Source organism: Pseudoalteromonas sp. DY56-GL22, assembly GCF_041414715.1.
In the GTDB taxonomy this organism is placed as follows: Bacteria; Pseudomonadota; Gammaproteobacteria; order Enterobacterales; family Alteromonadaceae; genus Pseudoalteromonas; species Pseudoalteromonas simplex.
Map to the genome: position 1 here is coordinate 342403 of NZ_JANHZR010000004.1, position 21239 is coordinate 363641.

17 protein-coding genes are annotated in these 21239 nt (G+C 33.8%); 13 read left to right on the forward strand and 4 right to left on the reverse strand.

Going from position 1 to position 21239, the window contains the following annotated elements; translation table 11 throughout:
• Positions 1–76 precede the first annotated feature (76 nt).
• From NO991_RS11795 to NO991_RS11810, 4 genes are all read right to left on the reverse strand, one after another.
• Positions 77–631, reverse strand: a complete 555-nt coding sequence (locus NO991_RS11795) for a hypothetical protein (RefSeq protein ID WP_371352027.1) — start codon at positions 629–631, stop codon at positions 77–79.
• The gene (locus NO991_RS11800) at positions 628–1992 is read right to left on the reverse strand and encodes a hypothetical protein (protein WP_371352028.1); all 1365 of its coding nucleotides are present in this window, start codon (positions 1990–1992) and stop codon (positions 628–630) included. Before NO991_RS11800 ends, NO991_RS11795 begins: the two co-directional genes overlap by 4 nt.
• 83 nt (positions 1993–2075) lie before the next feature.
• Positions 2076–5003: a hypothetical protein gene (locus NO991_RS11805; protein WP_371352029.1), complete on the reverse strand. Its 2928-nt coding sequence runs from the start codon at positions 5001–5003 to the stop codon at positions 2076–2078.
• Entirely contained in the window at positions 4996–5826 is an 831-nt protein-coding gene (locus tag NO991_RS11810; RefSeq protein ID WP_371352030.1) for a Wadjet anti-phage system protein JetD domain-containing protein, read from the reverse strand. Before NO991_RS11810 ends, NO991_RS11805 begins: the two co-directional genes overlap by 8 nt.
• A gap of 123 nt (positions 5827–5949) precedes the next feature.
• Between NO991_RS11810 and NO991_RS11815 the strand changes: the two genes are divergently transcribed.
• The 13 genes from NO991_RS11815 to NO991_RS11875 all read left to right on the forward strand — a co-directional run bounded on the left by NO991_RS11815 (position 5950) and on the right by NO991_RS11875 (position 21236).
• A complete protein-coding gene (locus NO991_RS11815) occupies positions 5950–6786 on the forward strand; it encodes a WYL domain-containing protein (protein ID WP_371352031.1) in 837 nt (278 codons plus the stop codon).
• A 663-nt stretch (positions 6787–7449) separates the two neighbouring features.
• Complete coding sequence (locus NO991_RS11820; RefSeq protein ID WP_371352032.1) at positions 7450–8922, forward strand: hypothetical protein; 1473 nt, start codon at positions 7450–7452, stop codon at positions 8920–8922.
• A 5-nt stretch (positions 8923–8927) separates the two neighbouring features.
• Positions 8928–11489: an AAA-like domain-containing protein gene (locus NO991_RS11825; RefSeq protein WP_371352033.1), complete on the forward strand. Its 2562-nt coding sequence runs from the start codon at positions 8928–8930 to the stop codon at positions 11487–11489.
• A 1795-nt stretch (positions 11490–13284) separates the two neighbouring features.
• A complete protein-coding gene (locus NO991_RS11830) occupies positions 13285–13947 on the forward strand; it encodes a DUF2971 domain-containing protein (RefSeq protein WP_371352034.1) in 663 nt (220 codons plus the stop codon).
• Positions 13948–14017: 70 nt separating this feature from the next.
• Positions 14018–14728: a DUF2971 domain-containing protein gene (locus tag NO991_RS11835; protein WP_371352035.1), complete on the forward strand. Its 711-nt coding sequence runs from the start codon at positions 14018–14020 to the stop codon at positions 14726–14728.
• A gap of 182 nt (positions 14729–14910) precedes the next feature.
• Positions 14911–15363, forward strand: coding sequence for a hypothetical protein (locus NO991_RS11840; protein WP_371352036.1), 453 nt, complete (start codon positions 14911–14913; stop codon positions 15361–15363).
• A complete protein-coding gene (locus NO991_RS11845; RefSeq protein WP_371352037.1) occupies positions 15317–15550 on the forward strand; it encodes an HNH endonuclease in 234 nt (77 codons plus the stop codon). The genes NO991_RS11840 and NO991_RS11845 overlap by 47 nt, the downstream gene beginning before the upstream one ends.
• Positions 15551–15683: 133 nt before the next feature.
• Positions 15684–16373: an HNH endonuclease gene (locus NO991_RS11850; RefSeq protein ID WP_371352038.1), complete on the forward strand. Its 690-nt coding sequence runs from the start codon at positions 15684–15686 to the stop codon at positions 16371–16373.
• Between the two features lie 414 nt (positions 16374–16787).
• Positions 16788–17723, forward strand: a complete 936-nt coding sequence (locus NO991_RS11855; RefSeq protein WP_371352039.1) for an HNH endonuclease — start codon at positions 16788–16790, stop codon at positions 17721–17723.
• A 49-nt stretch (positions 17724–17772) separates the two neighbouring features.
• Positions 17773–18606, forward strand: coding sequence for an HNH endonuclease (locus NO991_RS11860; protein WP_371352040.1), 834 nt, complete (start codon positions 17773–17775; stop codon positions 18604–18606).
• Between the two features lie 343 nt (positions 18607–18949).
• A complete protein-coding gene (locus NO991_RS11865) occupies positions 18950–19330 on the forward strand; it encodes a hypothetical protein (protein WP_371352041.1) in 381 nt (126 codons plus the stop codon).
• Between the two features lie 78 nt (positions 19331–19408).
• The gene (locus NO991_RS11870; RefSeq protein ID WP_371352042.1) at positions 19409–20218 is read left to right on the forward strand and encodes a hypothetical protein; all 810 of its coding nucleotides are present in this window, start codon (positions 19409–19411) and stop codon (positions 20216–20218) included.
• Positions 20181–21236: a ComEC/Rec2 family competence protein gene (locus NO991_RS11875; protein ID WP_371352043.1), complete on the forward strand. Its 1056-nt coding sequence runs from the start codon at positions 20181–20183 to the stop codon at positions 21234–21236. Before NO991_RS11870 ends, NO991_RS11875 begins: the two co-directional genes overlap by 38 nt.
• Positions 21237–21239 lie beyond the last annotated feature (3 nt).

The following is a 21239-nucleotide window of genomic DNA, read 5'->3' on the forward strand; positions in this document are numbered from 1 at the left end:
AATCTAAATTTAGGAAATATTTTCAAGTATCTAAGTTGAATTAAATAATTGAAGATAATAAATGAAGAACTAAGCATTAAACATTTTGGCGCTCAATTATTTCATCCACTATGGATAGTCCAGCATTGCTTAACACATATTTATCTCTATTAGTCTTTATTAAAAAGTTTCGTTCAGCTAAAAACTCAATAGCTTTATGAAGGGTTTCATGTTTGCCTTTTTCTAATATCAAAAGATACTCTTCAGGTAATTTAATTTCGTTTAACTCTTTAATTTCAATGCCATAATTAACATTCTTAATGGATTCATAAAGCCTAGACTGTAGATGTGTAACACACCTAACTAGCACGATAATTGAACTATATACTTTTGTTTTAATGAGTTGATTGTTATTGTTTTCTAACTTTTTATGTATCAAATAGAAGTATTCACCATCATCAATTAATTGATGACCAGACATTTGATATTGAATAGTATAAATATCTAAGTTCTCACGTAGCTCTTGAAATAGAGGGTTATCAACTAAACTATGAGTACTGGAGCTATAAAGATGTCTATTAATAACTCGTCCTTTAGTCAGCTCGTCATATATTTGGATACTTCTCTTTAAATTTATTTGTTCGATATTCATGTTAGGTCCTGAATCAATATAGGGCGATATTTATAGCTGTTGCTTTTGTAAACAAAGGTTTTTCTTTGGTCGTAACCAACGCTTACTCTAATCAGCCCTTGTTTTTCAAAAGCTAGTAGTTTTTTACGTATGTTTGTATAGGCATATAGCGTATAAAAAGGGCGGTAGTCATCAATATTTGCAGACAATATTTGATGGATATTACCTATTATATCAATAGGTTCCTCAAACTTGTTAAATGAGGAAAAATGCTGTTTTATCAGCTTAGAAATTTTCATAATGAGTTGTTTATTCTTTTTATTTCTAGCTCTTAATAAAGCTGCGGACTCTTTGTCTAATGCTAACCGTTCTAGATTAATTTCTTGCGATAACGTTGAGCTTTGAGAACTCCCCTTAAATGAAAACACTATGTCTTTCTCAATATTCGAAAAGTGCTCTATAAAGTCAGTGTAGTTAATTGAAACATTGCCGTGCTTTTCATTATCAGCCTTAGCATTGTCAAATTTCTTATAAGTACTTATGAATTCTTGGTTATTATATAAATAATTTCTAACTAAAAGACCATCTTGCATTCCCATGACTATTTCAGATAAGTGGTTAAATGCTTTTTCGAAACCATTAAATACAATTAAATCTTGCTGTCCTTTTCTGCGGTAGTCATTTATTCGATCGTAAACGTGCTGAATGTCTTTTGTATATGAGGAAAAATTTAAAATAAAGCGTCCAACTTCAGCCTCTTCGTCGAGCATTTCTTGTTCTGCAAAAAAATCCCTTAATCGCACCATCGTAGGTATGAAACCATTTTTATCTTGCGTATGACTAATAAATTGGAAAAAAGGCTCTACGTACCTTTCACATAGCTCTACAATTTTTGTATATATTAACCGCTGAGCTCCTTGAGATTCGGAACTATTCAAAAGTTTGCTTAAATTATCTGTTTTTACCGTAATTGCACGTTTATTGGATTCAAAGTCTTGCTTTACTTCAGAAAGAAAGTCCTGCAAATATTCTCTGAAATTAACTTTGTCTGTTGCTGTTTTAGAGGCATAGCTGTTCGCTTCACTTAATATATCGTCAAGTTGAGATGCGTGCGCTTTAAAGCGTTTGTCTGTAATAGGTTTAACACGCATTTTTTCAGACATATTTCGAACAAACACTTCTATAAACTTTGTCAAAGTGATACTTTCATTGCTTTCATCGTGTGTGACAAAATTATGTTGCTTCAAGTTCCTCAAGGCATAAGCTTTTGAAATAGCGTCTACTATTTGTCTATCCGTTCCTTTTTTAACTTTATCGATCAACTGTTTGACTTGTAATTCAAAAAAGACAACTGGGACTCTAGTTACACTTTGCTGATCCATATACTCCACCAGAGCGGAAATTGGCTCGTCATAATCGATTATGTACTTGATAGTTGATTTATAATTAATCATCAAATTAAGTCCTAAACTTCAATAGCTTGCTCAAGCTGATAATGATATGTTGAGCGAAACTCATCTGAAACAAGCTTTGTTTCATCGAAAACATCTGTATCATCAAGGTTTATAAAGCATTCAAAAATTTCATCTGCGCAAAGTGGAATATCAGGCGACGCAGAAAATAATATTAAATTTCTGTCTTGTATAAATTGATAAATATTTTCTAAGTTAGAAAAGTCTAAGTTGCTGGTCTCATCGATATTGAGCGGTATTGTTAGTGAATAGTCTTTACCCATCATTTCCTGAATGAACAAGCTTAATAGCATTGCGCTAGAGGTTAAAGAGGTTCCAGTAGAGCCGCTTTTTTTCTCCCATTTACCATTCATTTGATACTCAAGACGCACACTTTTTACTAGTTTTAATCCTGTTAGCACAAACTCATCTTTGTTTTGAATTTCCATTGAGGTGAGAAATTTGCGCACTTGGTTAAATAGTCCTTTTTCTATTACATTAAGGGCATCATCAGCACCAACACCAAGGGAGTTTACGCTTTCAATAAAGGCTGTTACTCCCGGCTCAATTGTTAGCTCAAGTCGCATTGCATCAATATTAGATAGCTTGAACGTGTTAAGTTCTTTAGTTAAACGTTTTATATAATTTTCAAAGTGACTAATTTGATGGCTTAGCGTTTTTGTTAAATCAAGCGTTACTTGACCATGCGCTTTTGCTAGTTCATTTAGCTGTCTTTCATCATCTTCTAAGGATTCATAAATTGCTTGGCAATCAGCAAACAAACCTCTGTAAATACTATTAAAACTTGGACTTGAATTCATCAATAAGCTGTTAGCATCTTCTACGATATTGTTAGTTACTAGTATGTTAAGACCCTTTAAAATCGCACCTTTAGCCTCCGTAACGCGCTTAAATAGGCTCTCAACATTTTGCAGATGTCCTTGGTGGGGGGGGTCTATAGCATCAGCGCTCTGTAGCTCACTTTTAGGCTTGTATTTCTCTATAGTTTTTAGAGAATTTAATTTTGATTCAATCGACTCTGCACTTGTTTTCATTGAATTTAATGAATCGAGCTTTCCTTGAATACTTTTTATAATCTCATTGTGTTCCTTTGCTTGTGTTTTGATGATTGTAATTTGTTCGCTTAGAGCTATGTTATGATTTTGCTCTTCTTCTAACCCTCTCAAGTCAGCTAAGTGCTCCTCATAATACGGTGCGACTTCCCTTAATAACTTTAAATCTTTCTTGGTTCTATCTCTACTAGTTACGAGTTCTTCATACGACTGTTGCCAGTTAGCACTTAGTACTTTGTCTAGCTTCGCAATGTCTTCAAGTACTTTTCTTTTAGCCTGCTCTTTAGCTTCCAGCTTCTTCTCTATATCTTGACGAGAAAATGTTGTTTCTTCGGGTAATAGACCAAACGGTATTTCACCTAAAAATACTTGGTTTTCTTTTATTTCAAATAAGTTACAAAATTGATTTAGATAGCTAATTTGCTTGTCTGTAAAGTTGTCAGATGTAAGTCCAAAAGCACTATTTACAGTCAATAAAATTTCAGGGTGAGATAGTTTAGAGTTACGTATGAGTAATTGACTGTTGGATGAGAGTGCAGCTTTTAGACCAGAAATTTCAGTTTCGTATTCTATTAATTCGTCTTTAAACTGTTCACGTTTTTTTTCTGTCTCAACCATATTTTCATAAGGCTTTAACTCTTCTTTAACTCCATCTAAGTAATCTTGCCAGTATTTTTCTATATGTTCTGCATCACCGTTAAAGAGGATCAAGTCAGAATCTTCACCAAACAAAAGCGCTTGGTATTGTTCAACTTTAGGTTTTCTTCTGTTAACTTGAGTTGACTTTGCATTGAGTGCGCCTGTTTTTTGATCATAAGATGATTGTAACTTTGTTGCTTTTAAATCAAAGCTATCCCTTTTAGTTTCCTTTAGTTTTTTCTCGTCTTCTAAAGCTTGAATTTCAGCCATTTTATTTTTAATAAAATGTTTAGTAGAGCTTTCTAGCTGAATAAAATCATGATCTAGCTGATCAGAAACTGTTTTCAATTCGTTGAATGCATTGCAAATAGACTTGTAGTAATCTTCAAAGTTTTTTCTGTTATTCAGAACTAGCCTGTCTTTTTCCAAACTATCAAACTTTTCTAAAAGTTGAGTAGGCGAAAAGTCGGTTTTATCTCTTGTGTTGTTGATATATGTGCTTTCAATCAGGCTAACGACAGTTTTCTTAATGAGTTTATCGTTAATAGATGTGGCATTAACAGCCAACTTAAAAACATCAATTAAGTTATCTATCTTATTTTCGGTAATAGGCGCTATTGAGAACCTTGCTGAGTCTTCATCAACTAATGTACGATTGAACATCACTTTCTTGTTCTCTTGAACCGTTTTTGAAAACCTATGCCCCTTTACAGCTTTTATTTTACTTATTAATTGTTGGTACGTTATTTTTGTTGGGGTGCCAAGTTCATCATTTTTTGAAAATACCCAAAACCAATCATAGATATCATCCATACTGACAGGTAAAAATGCTCTTTCAATAGTTAGTGGTGCGGCTCCTCGGTACACAAGTTGGGTGAAAACACCATATGTATTTTTGAACTCATAAGCGATAACACTATTACTGTCAGGAAAGTGGTAGTAAAAACAGTCTTGATCGCTAAAGTGCTCACCTTCAGAGTCGACAAAATAAAATTTCTTATCCGAACTTTTAAATGTAGTATGCGGTAAAAATCCAATTTGAATAGCATTAAGCTTTGAAGTTTTACCTTTACCATTGGTGCCATTAAGTAAAGTATTTTTATCTGTTTCTAAAGAGAAGCAGTTGGCAGCTGCCGAGTTGTGAAACATGATTTTTCTCAATTGATAGCAAAGCTGATCATCAATAGAAAGTAATTCGGTTTGGTCTTCAAAGTTTAAAATATTATTCATTAATCTCACTCTCTAATGCGATCTGCAATGCTTCTTGCTCTAAAAATCTAATCGAGCGACGTCCATTTACTTTTAAGGAAACTATCTCATTTATGATGTCATTAAGCTCAGTTATGTTGTTGTATTTTCTTAATGCTAAATATTGTTTGTCAGTTACATTTTTGCCGAAAAAATTCAGATATTTAGCCAAATTCACAGGATGATAGAATGTCAATTTTATATCGCTACGTAATGTTAATTTGAGCCTTTTAAAAGCTTCAAAGCCACCTAGATCAAAGTCAAAAAAACAAATGATTTGATCATATTTGTTTAAGAAATTAACATATTGCTTTGATGTTATTTCTTGGCCCTTACTCCATATAACATTGCTTGTTAGTTTGTCTTCATCAATACCAACAAACACGTTATTTGGGCTTAAAAAGTTATTTAGATTTTCTATTAATAGCAGGCTGGTCGAACTGGGGTTAAAACCTGTCTTTGTATTTCTAAAACAAATGGAAATACCATGTTGATCAAAATAATGGTGTTTAAAATTAAGAACTCCACCATCTATTTTCCCTTTCTTACTATCCCCATGAAGAGTTGCTTCAACTTTTTCGTCATTACTCGAATATTCAAAACGAGAAAAGTATTGCTCATACAAACTGGTATCTTTGATTGATACCAAATAGTGCTTAGTTGAAATTGAGTTAGTTACATTAAAAATTTTGCTGAAAAGCTCATTATCAATATCGAGTTGCTTTGAGCACCAGTCTTTAAAGACGAACAATGGCAATGGTGCTGACTCTTTTATTGCATTTAAGTAACGCTTATATATTTTCAATCTCACTTTCCTAGGTTTTATCTACTAATTAACGTCCCTATTTACTATGTAATTAAATGTACTGTACATTTTAGGTACATGTAAATACTGTATACATATGTGTGTAACATTTTAGAGCAGGTTATGAGCTTGAGTTCTTTTAAGTGGGATCAAATATTAAGATTTAGACTCATTGAAATAATAGTTCTTTGGGAGGGACGCCTAACAACTAATCATCTTTGTGATGCATTTAAAATAGGGCGTCAGCAAGCTTCTAGAGACATTGCTAAATACAAGTCTCTATTTGAGCAGGAGCAAATAATTCTTGATCAAAAGCTAAGAGGATATAAACCAGCAAAAGATTTTATTCCTCACTTTACTGAAGGTACTCCCGGTGAATACCTATCTTTTTTGTATCAACAACAAACTATGGATTCATGTTTTGAATTTTTTAATTGGCAAAATGCAGAATGTGAAATTTTATCGATACCAGATAGATCTATTTCCCCTCAAATAATACGAAAGTTGTTGTTAGCGGCAAGAGAGTGCAGAAGAGTTGATGTTGATTATATTTCTTTGTCATCTCCGTCAGTTCGAGGTCGTATTATTGTGCCCCATTCAATTGTATATGACGGTGTACGTTGGCACTTAAGAGCGTATTGCGAAGAAAAGAAAAAATACAGAGACTTTGTACTAAGCAGATTTCGAAATGAGCCAGATTTATTAGATCATGCTAACAATAACCGTGATTTAGATGTTGACTGGATAACCTATGAAACTTTGAAAGTAATTCCTAATCCACACTTATCTAAGTCCCAGCAGAGAATTATTGCGAATGATTACAACATGATAGATGGCTGTTTATGTATTAAAACAAGAAAAGCTCTAGTGATGTATTACAAGCAAAGGTTGAGTATTTGTGAGGATTCAGAAAAGCTCAGAGGCGAACCTGAAGTGTATCATCTTACCATATCATTATAAGGTTTAATGGCAAGGTGTTATTAGCAACAAGATAATTACAGACAAAACTCCAAATTTATTGCATTATAAAAAATATGTACAAATTTATTTTGTTATTAAATTAATTGTAAGGCTATTCAAGGTTGGCATACTAGTGAAGTATAAGGAAAGTTAATTGACGGAAAATTTTTATAATCTAAATGTAAGCTATTTAGCTCAGCAACCCCTCTTGAAGATATTTGAGAAGGTGCATCAAAGCAGGGCTAAATTTTAGCCAACAATAATTAATAACCACAATGCTAGAATTCTTGACCTAGGTGTAGGTTCAGGGCAAGGTGCTAAATATTTAGCGAACTTGGCTCTAGGAAATCATAGTGAAAACAATGACATAAAAGTTCATGGCTGCTTGGCCTACTATAGAGCAGCTAAAGCTTGGTTAGATTCACATAATGAAAGATTTTTTTTCTGAAGCAAATTTAGCTTTACTTGCTTAGATTCAAATAATTGTTCAGTTGATAACTTGTTTGAAGCATTTAGCCCTCAGCGAAATTTATTAAAAGAAATGCAAAAACTTATGGAACAGTAAAAATTAAAAGTTAGTTATAATAAATCAATGTGTAATACAGGATTGGAATATTTGAAAGCTTAATATTGAGCGTTAGTTTAAAAAGCCTACGGGGTCATATGAAAGGTTGGTATGAAGTAAATAAGTCGGATACTGTTATAGTTTTTATCCATGGACTGTTTTCAGATAGCAGTAAGTGCTGGACTAGTAAATGTAACGTGTTTTGGCCGGACTTAATTCTGAAAGAGAAAAGAATTTTTAAACCCAGTATATTTCTAGCTGAATTCTATACAGAAGCTGGTTCAAATGACTACGGGATCAGCGAATGCGCGAAGGAGGTTCATTCGCAGCTGGTGAGAACAGATGAAAAAGGAAATTCTCCTCCAATTTCTAAAGAGAATATTATATTTGTTACACATAGTACCGGCGGTATAGTAGCTCGGTACATTCTCGACTCTTATCGTTCAACTTTTAGAAACAAAAAAGTAGGTTTATGTTTATACGCGTCTCCTTCATATGGTTCAAAGATTCCTTTCTTAGCAAGGCTTCTCTCTAAATTAACAAATAATCAATTAGCACAAGAGTTGAATTGGGAAAGTGATATTCTCAAAGATATAGATGATAGATTTAATACATTGTTAGCAGAGAAGAGCGTTAATATTACAGGTATAGAAGCATTTGAAAATAGGGCGCCATTTCGTATTCCTTTTATAAATTATAGGGTAGTAAATAAAGAATCTGCGGCAAGGTACTTTAATAAGAGAAAATTAATTCCGAACTCTGATCACTCATCAATAGTTAAACCAAAGTCAGCATGTTGTGCCTCTCACGAATTTTTAATAGATTATATGACTAGTGAGGGGGTTTGTTTGCCAATCAATAAAAAGCTTTCAGATATACAAAGCTCCCTATTTAACAGATATGAGCCTAAATATAAAGATTATACAATTGTCAGGGACGTAGATGTTCATTTAGTTCAAACTATAAGCCAGTATAGTGTTTGGGTTTGCGGTGAGTCAGGTACAGGAAAAACAACATCGATATTCAGAGCATTATATGAAGAAGATATTGATTTTAAATATATAAGTTTAGGGAGTTATATAGGGAGTGGTGTACATGAGCTTTTTAATGGAATACTTACAGAGCTAAATGAGGGAGAGTATGTTGAAACACATAATATCCAAGATTGTATAAAGAAAATATCTGGCTTTATTTCAAATAAAGCTGATGAGGAAGGGTATTTCTTGTTTATCGAAGAAATACCAATTTCAAATAATGTTATGTTCATTGACTTTTCAAATTATATATACGCTTTAATTAATTCATTAATTAATATTGATTTCAAAATAGCTCTATCTTCAATATATAGACCCAACTCATTATCAAATGAGTTAACAAAAACGTCTGAGGTACTCAAAGTTAAGGAATGGGTTCCATGGAGTACTGACGAAATAAGGAGTTTAATAAACTTGATTGAAAAGCATACAGGAATAGGTTTGGTTGATGTAGATATTGATACATTTGGTGGCATTCCTAGACATGTAAAAAAATACTTCAAAGATGAATTATCTAAGCAACCATTAAAGGCATAGTGATTATGAGTAAAAAATTAATTCCAAGTACTATAATCCCTGAAGAGCTTTACGTAGAAAGAAATGCTGATGTCCAATTAAGAGAAATTATAAGGGATATGGGGCGTCCTGGCTATATACTTGTCGCTAGGCAAATGGGAAAGACTAACCTTCTAATTAACTCTAAAAGGGCCTTGGAAGGAGTTAACGATATATTCGCTTATATAGATCTTTCAAACAAGTTCGAGACTGATAGAGAATGCTTTAGAAATATTGTTGACACTATTTTAGATGTTAATTATGAAAAGCTGGAAAGTATATCTGAAAAAATCTACTCGAATAGAGAGAAACGTAAAACTGTTGCGCATCGTGAACATGTAAGTGAGTTGAGGTTAATTCTTTCTGAAATTACAGGTAAACTAATTATAAACTTGGATGAAATCGACTCGCTTACAGCTGCTGAATATTCAGACAAAATATTTGCTCAAGTCAGAAGTGTTTACTTTGAAAGAGTTAATTATAGTGAATTTGAACGCTTAAGCTACATACTTTCAGGCGTTGCTGAGCCTAGCGATATAATTAAAGATAAATCTATTTCACCATTTAATATAGGTCAAAAAATATTATTGGGTGATTTTAGTCTAAAAGAGTTTAATTCGTTAGTCGAAAAAACAAATCTATCTTTATCTGAAGATGTAATAGGCAGGATTTTTTACTGGGCTAATGGAAACCCTCGCTTGAGCTGGGAAATTTGTTCTAAAGTCGAAGATATGATCATTGAAAATGAAAAGGTTGATTGTGAAAGTATAGATAATATAGTCAGTATTTTATATACAACAAACTTTAATAGGCCTCCAGTAGATCATATTAGAACTCTAATTCAATCGGACACAGAATTAAGAGAAGCTGTGTTATCTATTTATTACCAGCGTATGGAAGATCTGAGTGACAAAGTAAAGAGTAGGTTGTATTTGGCAGGAATACTATCTTCTGATTATGAATCAGGAGATATCAAAATAAAAAACAGAATTATAGAAGAAAGTTTGGATATGTCATGGTTGCTAGAGATTAGCAAACAAAATACATTATCATTAGTTAAAGCAGAAGAGTTTTTCGTTAATGGAGAATACGGAAAAGCTTCGGAAATATATGTGAATATTGTTGATAATCCAGAGTTCTCTAATGCCGATCAATTGAATTCGAGCTACAAATTAGGGGTATGTTATTCGAAGCTGGGTGAAAATCAAAAAGCTATCAACTGTATGGAAAATAAGCTTTTTGATAAAGTTGGATTTAGGGATATTCACATTGAACAACTATATATTCTTGGCCTTTCATATTTGAAACAGAAAAATTATGAAAAATCAGAAGAATATTTTAACCAAATAATTAAGGAAAAACCGAATGATTACTATTTTATAGCATTGATCAATCGTGCATCAACTTTAGGTAAGATGGATATAGAAAAACATCGTGAACAAATAATTGAAATAAATAAGGAGGTTGTAAAACAAAGTTTGGGTGACAATATTGTGGCGCCAGAAGCAATTTGTAGTGCATATTATAATCTTGGCACATTAAGTGATAGCGTAGACGAAAAGGAATCATTTAACTATTATTTAAAATCTTACGAAAGTGCTACTAACTCCTATAAACTTAAACCTCTTATTAATGCTTTAGACCTAGATAATGGTAAGTTTAGTTCGCTATGGCCAAAAATACTCAATGTTTTGTCTTCAGGAGATATCATATTTGATAGTGGTATTGAGCCTTATGGAATGGAAACATCATTATACGAAATTTCTGGCTTGATTAACATTGCTATAGAACTCGATAAAGTTGATGATTTAAATGATTTTTTAGAAAATATAAAAAGTTATTGCTTAAAAGAAAAAAGTAATTTTTCCACTGTACTACTGGAAATAGCTATCCATTTACTAAACTCAAATAAAAGGGGAGCTACAAAATTTATTTTGACCTTTATATCTGACCTTGACAGAATTTATGTATCACCTAACGACTCCTTCCTTTCAAGTAAATACCTTTTGTTTATAGATAGAGAAAACTCAAAGGCTGGTGAACTCTACTTTAAAGGTTTTCAAAATTATACTGATTCTATAGATCGTATAGATGTTTTACTTTTTGAAATAAAAATTATGAGTTTATTAAATGGAGGAGATGTTGGAACAGCTGTTAAGTATTGTGATTTGATTATAAATCAGAAAGGTCTCTATTCCCATGATATAAAAGTTCAGTTGTTGACTATTCTATTGTTGAAAATGAGGTGTTTGCAAAAGGGTGAGCATAAGCTAGAGCAGGCTCAAGAGCTAAAGTCGATAATTGATAAGGTTAAAAAAGAAGATTTACATTTAACCCATATCGATGAACGTAATTTTGAGTCTCTTAAAAGCGAAGTGATAGCAACAATTGTTGCAGAAACACCAATAACTCAAGTCATTCGTAAAGGAAAGCAATACGGCAGAAACGAGATAGTAAAAGTTCAGTTCAAAGACGGATTAATGCAGACTAAGAAATACAAGTATATACAAGAGGATATTAAAAGAGGAAATTGTTGGATAATTAATTAAGTAAATTTCACTTATTAGGGTCAGAATCATTGGTTAAATTAACCAATAATTAGCTTAGCAGTCTCATGACACATTTAAGGTGGCATGAGATACTTCAATTTATAATTTATATCCATCTAAAAATAATATTTTTATAACTATCAAAGTCTAAAGAAAAGTTTATTTTTCAGTGATCTTTACTCGTTTTGAGTTGTTACAAAAATAAAGAGATTACGCTCAACCTATTTTAAATTTATATTTTTAACTTTAGGTTGAGCTATCATTTTTCAAGTAATAAGACTTATTTTATCAATCTGATGATATTACCTCTGGCAAAGATGCACCAACTTCAGGTAATTTAATTTTTAAATCTAATTTATCTATCTATATCATTTTCCGTGTTGGTTTTTTTATAGATATCTATTATGAAATCTATAATTTAGTACTCTAAATTTTTACAGGCACACTCTTTTTTTGTTCATGAAATTATGCTTAATAAAAAATTTTAATTTCAGTGTAATAATCTAAATCACTAGTTTGGTAGATATTTAAACGATACCCAGTTAAGCTCAAGCAAGAGTCATATTCTTTTATGTCTTTAATGTTTTCTGCAGAACTTAAGAAAGCTAATGAGTTCAAGTTTGCTTTTAAACGATATTCTTTGACAAACTTATTAGAGTCTGAATATTTCTTGTTTTTTTAGCGGGCCTCGCATACAAGTTATGCGATCTCCTCTAATGACATACTTTTCGCATATCTTCGCCTCTTCTTCTGCAACCTTGATCGAATGAACAACCATTAACTGTTACTCAAGCTTAGTACAACTACCCATAAAATTTCTCCGCTGGTTAAGGTTGGAATGAGTATTTATTAAATTGTTTTGTTAGTCATCGTCATTTGTTGCCAATTAATGTCAATTTGTTTTTGGTGACTCTTTCCGCGTACTCATTCCAAGGGATCAAATATCTCTATCATACCAAGCTAATTTTTACTGTTTTCACTTAAAACCAAGTATGACGACAAGGTTATGACAATTTCATTTAATGTCGCACATATGTCATATGTTCCACGGAAGTGATTAACTTTAAATTACTGTTTTATAAGTTTTTAAATTGTTGTTGACGAGGTTTTGAACATTTTTAGATATCTAAAATAGTTATGTAAAACCTCTCAATTTGTGACGTCAAGATAGGTTTTTGTCGCACTTTTGCTGCTTGTTAATTGAACATTTTTGGCTAAATTCAGTAAATTAAGAAAATGTCTTTACCTATTATTTTTCCTATTAGCAACCAAACCCTTTAAATATACACTACTGGTAAGTCATGAGTTCGTTTCTAATCTAGCGAGAATCTAGCAAAGTTGGAGGCAAAATTTTTATCGAATATGCAAAGTTTTAGGTTTGTCTTCAAAGGTTAATGGCGAGCACTATAGTATGTTTATCACTAGAAATCTCATCTGCTCAAATTGACTGAGTACTAGGGGAGATATTTCACCAGCCGCATTTTTTGGGGTAGGATGTTGTGCCTTAATGAACTTCTTATAAAGCTATCAGCCTTTATACGAGCAAAAAATACAATTGCTTATCTGGCCAAACTTAGGTGTAATGGATACGCAATAAGCGCTGATATTTGCAGGGAAAGCCTAGATAATAATAAATTAGCTGATCAAACTAACTAGTTTGACTAGTGCTTCAAAAAAGCAAATTCTTACAGCATAAAAAACACCTACTCTGACACCGAGAAGGTAGCGACTCTGGCCAATAAGCGATTATGCAACACAAACGGCATATCACTAAATACAAAAATATTAATATCATATGAAGCTATATCATTTTCTCTCTGAAAAATGGGCCCTTGAAGCTCTAGAAAAACAATTTATAAAGGTATCGAAATACGATGACTTAAATGATCCCTTTGAATTGTTAGCTATGTCTCTAGAAGATAAGGTTTCAAGAACTGTTATGCTGGAAAATAAGAGAAAGATAAATGAAAAACTAAGAATACTTTGCTTTAGCAAAAGTTGGAAAAACCCGTTGCTGTGGGGGCATTATGCTGACAACCATAGAGGTATAGCGCTAGAGCTTGAGGTGCCAAGCAAGGACGCACATCCAATAACATATGAAGAGGATCGCAGTTCATTGGATTTACATGCACTTATGGATAAGCGTGATGAAGCTGCCAAACGTGAGATGTTTAAAATGTACACTACGAAGTATTCTGATTGGTCATACGAAGAAGAATACAGAGTTCAGTTTTTAAGAGAAGAGTGTTTCACAAAAGGAGAGCATGATTTTGTTAAGCTGGGCAATAACTTAAGGGTCACAGGGTTAGTACTTGGTCCTCTCAATAGTACTAGTAAAGAAAAGTTAGTCAGCTCTCTCCCTGAAGGTAAAGAAATAATTGTGACAACAACAAGAATTGCATTTCAATCATTTGACGTCGTTTATCAAAAACAAAAACCCCCATATAAGCTGTCATGAAATAGTTAATTAGGTGACTAAACAAGTAAGCTGCATCGCCTAGTTTGTCTTTAGTATTTCTGGAAAGAACATGGATATTGAAACTAAGAAATCCCTGCTGATGAAAGGTCTTGATAACGGCAGTTATCCAGAGGTTTTGTATAAGTACCGAACAATAGAACAGCTAGAAATGATTTTAAGTAATAACTCTTTTTGGTTTGCTCCTCCTAATACCTTTAATGATCCTTTTGATTGTTCATTATCAGAGGTCAACTCTTACAAATTAGAGGATGCACGTACTCATTTTCTCTCTTTAGGCATGACAGAAAAACAAGTTAATGATTCGATAGAAATGTTCCGTAAAGATCCAAGCGAGTTACAAGAACTTGTTAATAAGGTCAAAGACAAAACTATAAATGATAAAGGAGTTTTATCGTTGTCATCATGCTACGACGATATATTGATGTGGTCTCACTATGCGGATTACCATCGAGGAGCTGTTATTGGGCTTGAAGTAAGAAAAGACCTAGAGTTCTTTATAATGCCTATTAAAATCGATTATAGAGATACATACGAAGTTTTAAATTACTTGAAAGATCCAAGTAAGGCGTTAACTGATACGTTGAAAGTTAAGTCAACAGAATGGAGTTATGAAAAGGAAATTAGAATCTATAAAAATGGCTCAGGTTTGTACACTGTTAATCCAAAGGCAATTAAAGAGATTCGCTTTGGTGTTAACTCTCCTGATCTAATCATAAAAAAATACAAGAGCTTTGTGCTGACAAAGACCTTAACCACATAGCTTTTTTCCTAGCTAAAAAAATGCATGGTCAATTTGCTGTCGTATTTGAAGCTATCTAAAAACTTCTTAAGAGTGATTTGCATAGTGAGGCATGTTTTCTATTCGTTGTGTTTAGGGTGGCATGCGGGAGCTTCTGTATTGCGTTGTTCACCCTAACAAAGAATTATAATTCAGGAGAAAGTATGGCTTCATGGGAACAAGATATTATCACAGCCCTTGAGAACCTTGGTGGTGTTGCAAGCTATGATGATATTCATGATGAAATAGAGAGAATTATAACAGATTTGCCGGAAACATTGAAAGCGGTGATCAGACGAAGAATTCAGGATCTATCGTCAGACTCTAATGGTTTTAAGCAAGGTAAAGATCTATTTTATTCCGTAAATGGTTTAGGTGCTGGAGTTTGGGGTCTACGTAATAGCTTGGAACAAACGCCAAAAGCTCTCGACCTCCCAGACGGTGAAGAAGAACCTGGTAGAAAATACATTTCGACTTATCGAGTATTAAGAGACACCTCTTTAGCTAGAAAATTGAAATCTTTACACAAAAATAAATGCCAAATTTGTGGTGGGACTGTATCGTTAAAAGGTGGGGGGGTCCTACTCAGAAGCTCATCATATAATACCATTGGGTAATCCTCATAATGGTTCTGATGTTGCCGAAAATATTATTGTTTTGTGTTCAAATCATCACGTCATGTGTGACTATGGTTCAATTAAATTAAACTATGAAGAAATAAATCAAGTTCGAGGACACAAGTTGTCCCCAAATAGTATTGCTTACCATAATGAAACAGTTTGTGGAGAACTTGAAATAGAATAAACAATTTTAGAGTGATTCGACACGCGTTGCATTTTTACTATGCGTCAGTTTAAAGTGATTTACGGGAATATAGCTATTGAGGTCAGAAGACTTAATTGGGCGTTAAGTTTACATATCAGCTATCGAGGAGTATATGAATAAAACATTTATATATTTGCCAAAGAAAATTCTTGAGGAAGCAAATGATGCTTCTATCCGAGAGGGTAGAAATCAAAACTTAGAACCCAAATGGATAAAGGCGCTAGATGATAACTTTAATGCCATAGTGATGTTTGAACACTATCAAACTAGAGATGAAATAAGGCTGGTGCTAATGCTTTCACCCGGAGGGCCCCCAGTCTTTTTAGATGTAAGTAGAATACGATTCCAAAGCTTCCCCCGTGCTACTGTCGATGAGGACGGAAACTACACATATGAGTCAGAGGAAGAACTTCTAAAACGACGTCCTTATCCAAATGGAAGAGAATGGCAGGAATCTGTAGTAAAGAAACCAGTCAGAAAACAGGCTTCATTTAGAAAACAAGTTCTTGAAGCATACGGTAATAAATGTGCATTGTGTTCAATCGAGGAGGCATCTTTATTGCGTGCTGCGCACATTATGGATGTAGTAAATGGGGGCCCTGACTGTGTGAGTAACGGTATTTGTTTGTGTGTAAATCATGAAATTGCATTTGATAGAGGTTTAATTCTAATAGAGCCTGATTATTCAGTTGTTCATAGTAGTAGTATAAGTGAAACAGCTTTGTTTTTTCGCGCACCTTCGGATCTAGATAACCAGCCAAACGCTGAATATTTGAAGTTAAAATTGAGTAAGCTTAAGTAAACTCCAATTTTTTCTGGGCTACTTCCAGCGACTGGGAAGTCATAAACTAAGCAAACAATTTAAGAGTGATTCAAACGCTTGGCATTATTGGTTTGGGTCAGTTTTTGTATTTATAGCGTTCAATTTGAGAACAGTGGTCATTTGGCTCACACCTTAATGAGGTGTTGATAACCCATGTAAATGCTGGTGGATTGATTTATATCTCTTTTAAATATGGTTCTGGTTACAGAGAAGTGAAAGGGATAATTTACAGATATAAATGAATCCAATCTTGTGTGTATGAGCTACAAAATCGTGGTTCAAAAGATATTTTATGGATGGCAGAAGTTAATAGACCTGGACGAAATGGCAAGTGCTAAATGCGATTGCTCAAAAACCATCAAATTATATAGTGAAATATAAGGATTTAATTAAGTGACTAATTTTCTGAACCAATTTTTATTAGTTATTCAAAGTAGCAGCGTCGATAATACCTATAAAATGGCTTGGGCCAGAGCAATTGTTGAGTTGTCAATTAATAGAACCGACCCTCGGATCTATTTAGAAGAAATAGCTAAGGTGATGCTTCGGAATTACTGGAATCAAACAATTTTCTTTGATTTAATACAAGGGAGTAACCCATCAAAACCACCCAAGTTTATTAAAGAAGTAAAATACTTAATTAACTCTTTTTATGTGATTCAAGGAACGCAAATTCCCAAACGATTTGAGCTTGTAGAGCACTTATTAGACATCAACTATAAAAAATTGGTGAGCATTTTGAAAAGGGATGTTAGTTGGCGTTTTTTAAATCTAGGCAATGAAAAGGCTGAGCTATATTTTTATGAACAAGAAGCTGACTTTATCTTATTAGAAAATATACAGGTCCTTGCTCAAAACTCTTCACTCTTGTTTGATTCTATTAACTTTCGTTGGACTCAGATCTTAGAGCAGTTTAATACATCACCTCGAGTTGCCAAAAAAGTGAAATCAATGGATTTAGGAGAGTCAATTAGGCGGAAGTCTTTGAAGCCTTTTAGACCTTATCTTGATGTTATAAGTAGTAAAAAAATATGTTTTCTTTGTGGCAACCCAATTCCTAAAGATCAAGTGAGTATCGATCATGTGATCCCTTGGTCATTTATGTATAGCGATGATTTGTGGAATTTAGTTTATGCCCATAAAGGATGTAACTCTCAAAAACTAAATGTTATCCCCTCCCAACTTGATATTGAACGATTGAATTCAAGAAACGAGAAGCTATTAAAACAGTTGAAACAAACGGAACTAGCTAACAAAAAACACACTCATGAACTTGAATTAGCAATTAATCAAAATTACGTTGAAAAGTTTTGGATAAGTGCCAAGTAATTAAGCAATTAGCAAGCTATTAATTTATTACAAGACTTAAGGAAGTACCGTGTTTGAAATTGGCAAAGAATATAAAAGAAAAGAAGAAATTCATGGTGTATATGGTGGCCAGGCTCAAGGTGGAATATCTACACCGAAAAATCACCCAGTGGTTTTTATTTTCACCTCTGACTCCGGCGAACAGCATGGCTATCGAGATGAGTATCACGACGATGGTTTATTCTGGTATACAGGCGAAGGGCAAATCGGTGACATGAAAATGGTGTCTGGTAATAAAGCCATTTTTGAGCATGCAATAAGTGGTAAAACCATTCACGTATTTGAATATATTCGAAAAGCATACGTGCGTTACATTGGTTCAGCAGAATGTTTGGGCTATCATGAGGAAGATCGTCCTGACCGAGAAGGGAACAATAGAACAGCCTTCGTCTTTCATCTGGATATAGATTCATCTTACAAAGAAAATACCGCCGCAGAACCGAAAGCTATCTTTTCTCCAGAGAGTCCGAAGCAGCTTAAGAACAAAAGAATTAAAGATTTACGTAAAGCAGCCTTAAACAAAAGCTCTAGAACAAGTACACCCAAAGAAAAACAAGAAATTGCTGTTTATCGCTCACTAGCACTAAAGCTTTACGTTATCGCTAGATCAAAGGGAATATGCGAAGGGTGTGGAGCAAGCGCTCCCTTTCAGACTAAAAGCGGGCCATATCTTGAGTGTCATCATGTTCATAGGCTCGCAGATGGAGGACCGGACCACCCTAAGAATGTGGTGGCTCTTTGCCCTAACTGTCATAGGCGTGCACATTTTTCCAATGACGCACAAGCCTATAATGAAACACTTAAAAAAGTAGCCCACGAGGCTGAGCAAAATTCCTTGTTATAAATCAATTAACTTCGCGCATTTCAGGAGGCGGGGTAGCAAAGCTGCGCCGGTTATTAAGGTGATAGGCCATAATAACTTCTAAAGGAATACGCCTATTTCCAGCAGCGCAGGTCGAAAACTAGAAATATGGGCATATAAATTAATCAGCCATTCAGAAGATTTCATATAGCTTACTAATTATTAGCTATACTTAGATTGTAGGTTCAGTGGGAAGATGAATCAGTCCATGACTAATATAGGTTGTTAAAATGATTAAATTAGTTCAAAATGCGGATTCTAGAATTTCTATTATTGTTAAAAATTCATATATTTATGGAGTAATTTCTGTATGGGTGAGTACGCTATGAAGTACTCTCATGAAGAAGATATTGAGAGTGCTCGCTCAGAGGCTAGTTCTGAGTTTTTCAGTAGGCTCGAAAACAGAGCTTTACAGATTCTCATAGAACACTCAGATAATGTCCGTTTTCATCAGGATAAAGATGAAAGTAATAAATATGGCACCCAAGAATTAACAGCTGATCTGTTAAAGCAAAGAATGAGGGTGAATTATACTGCATTCTCAAGAGTGTTAGTTTCTTTAAAGGAAAAAGGGTATGTTTCTATAAAACGTAACGAAAAACCACTCTCAGATGATCCCTTTAACAGTTTATCGGTTTCGCTTACAAGGTTGGGGTTAACCCAAATTAAAAATGTTATTTTGAGAAAAAAAATCAACTTTTTTTAATCTCTTATTACAGGGAATTTTGTCATTTCTATTAGTAATAAATTAAGCGCTCTTACTAAGTTTTTTAACTTTGGATATATGACATTTGTAGTGCTATTGATACACATATTTGTTTCTTTTTTACTTTACTCATCAAGCGAAAGTTACATTTACCCTGTTGATTACCTGTGTACTTGGTGGCTGGGATTATTTTTCTCAGCCATAGAGCTCTCATCTAGATATAAAGATGATCCTGTTTCTGCTCTCTCAAGCAAACCAGGGTTACTGTACCTATTAATAAATGGTTTAATTTGTGTATCTGCTCTTTATCTAATACAAGTGTTTGGGCTTGGGTTTGAGGTCGAGGAAAGCTTGCCTCTGTTAAGCCAAAGAGTTTCAGATATTTTACAAGCCTCTCTATCTAGTTTTTTTCTTATGCGAAGCTCTTTCCTTAAGCTAGGTGAAAAGTCTCAGATTGATTTAGGCTTGAACGCTGTCTTAAAAAAAATGCTTGATATTGTTGACAGAGAAGTCGATAGGGTGAGAGGAGCAAAAAGAACAACTGAAATTAGTTTGCTATCGAAAGGTGTGCGTGTAGAACTTACAGAGCATATCTTTTCACTTTGTACTCACGCAATGCAAAACGTATCTAGCGATGAAATTAAACATATTCAGTTAGATATTGATGAGCTGAAAGCTGCAGATGAGGATACCTGCGTAAATAAGCTAAAATCATTACAGTTGAGAATTTTCTTAAAACTGTACACTGTTATAGGTTTAAGCACATTAAAAGCTGCTGTTAAAGAAATAGATAGCTTGATGCCTTCAGATCTTAAAGGCCCTTTGGAAGGTAGAGAAGATGTAATAAAAGATGCTTTCCAATTTATCAGCTCTCATTTGGACGATTAGAGAATTGAGAAACTGCTTATTGGTATTATTCATCGTTATTTTTTCTCAAAAAGTATGGGCAACTATAGAGGTACGTACCATAGATGTAGGGCCAGGCCTCTGCATTATAATTAAAGACCACTTAACAGAAAAAGTTGTATTGTATGATGCTGGCCGGTGGGATAATGAATTTTGCTATCTTGATTTGTATAAAAACATGCCAAATCAAATTATCGATTTAGTTATCCTAAGTCACTCGGATTCTGATCATATTGGAAATGTAACTAAAATACTCAATAGATTTACTCCTAAAATTGTCATTCATACAGGTTACGAAAGGGAGAGAGTTAAAACATGGAGAAAAGTTAACCAAAGTCTTTCTGAATCGGTACAGAGAGGGGCCTCAGTGATTAACTTAAGCTCACTAGGATTGGAGCAGGTCAAACGAGTATTTGAAATAGGAAACTTCAAAGTTGAGCTTTTATCTGGTGGTGATATTTGGTACAAATCAGCTGATAAAAGTGATGTCACTGAACTCTCCGAATCTAAATTAAGAAATAGTATAAGCATAACGGCAAAATTATCAGCCTACGGTAAGTCTCTTTTATTTACTGGAGATATAGTTGGAAGAAAAGAAATTGATGATAATGAACACTGTTCTTATAGTGAAAAGTATCTTGTTGACTCATATAAAAAAATGAATTCTGATGTTTTGTTTTTACCTCACCATGGTGCCAATAACGCCAGTTCAAAATGTTTTATTGAGGCTGTATCCCCAAGCTATATGATTATCTCCGCTGGTCACAAGTATAGTCACCCTAGAAGTTCAACCCTTAATAGATCCCTAAATGCTTTAGGCATCTCTAAAGAAAATGTTTTGAGAACGGATAGAGGAGATGATGAAGGAAGCCTAGAGTGGGGGCACTTGAGGATTCCTGGGTGTAAAGATGTAGCTGGTGACGACAACATTGTTACTTTTATTAAACCGTCGGGCGAATTATTAGTGTTATACGAAAATGAAGATAATATTTGTTCATAGATT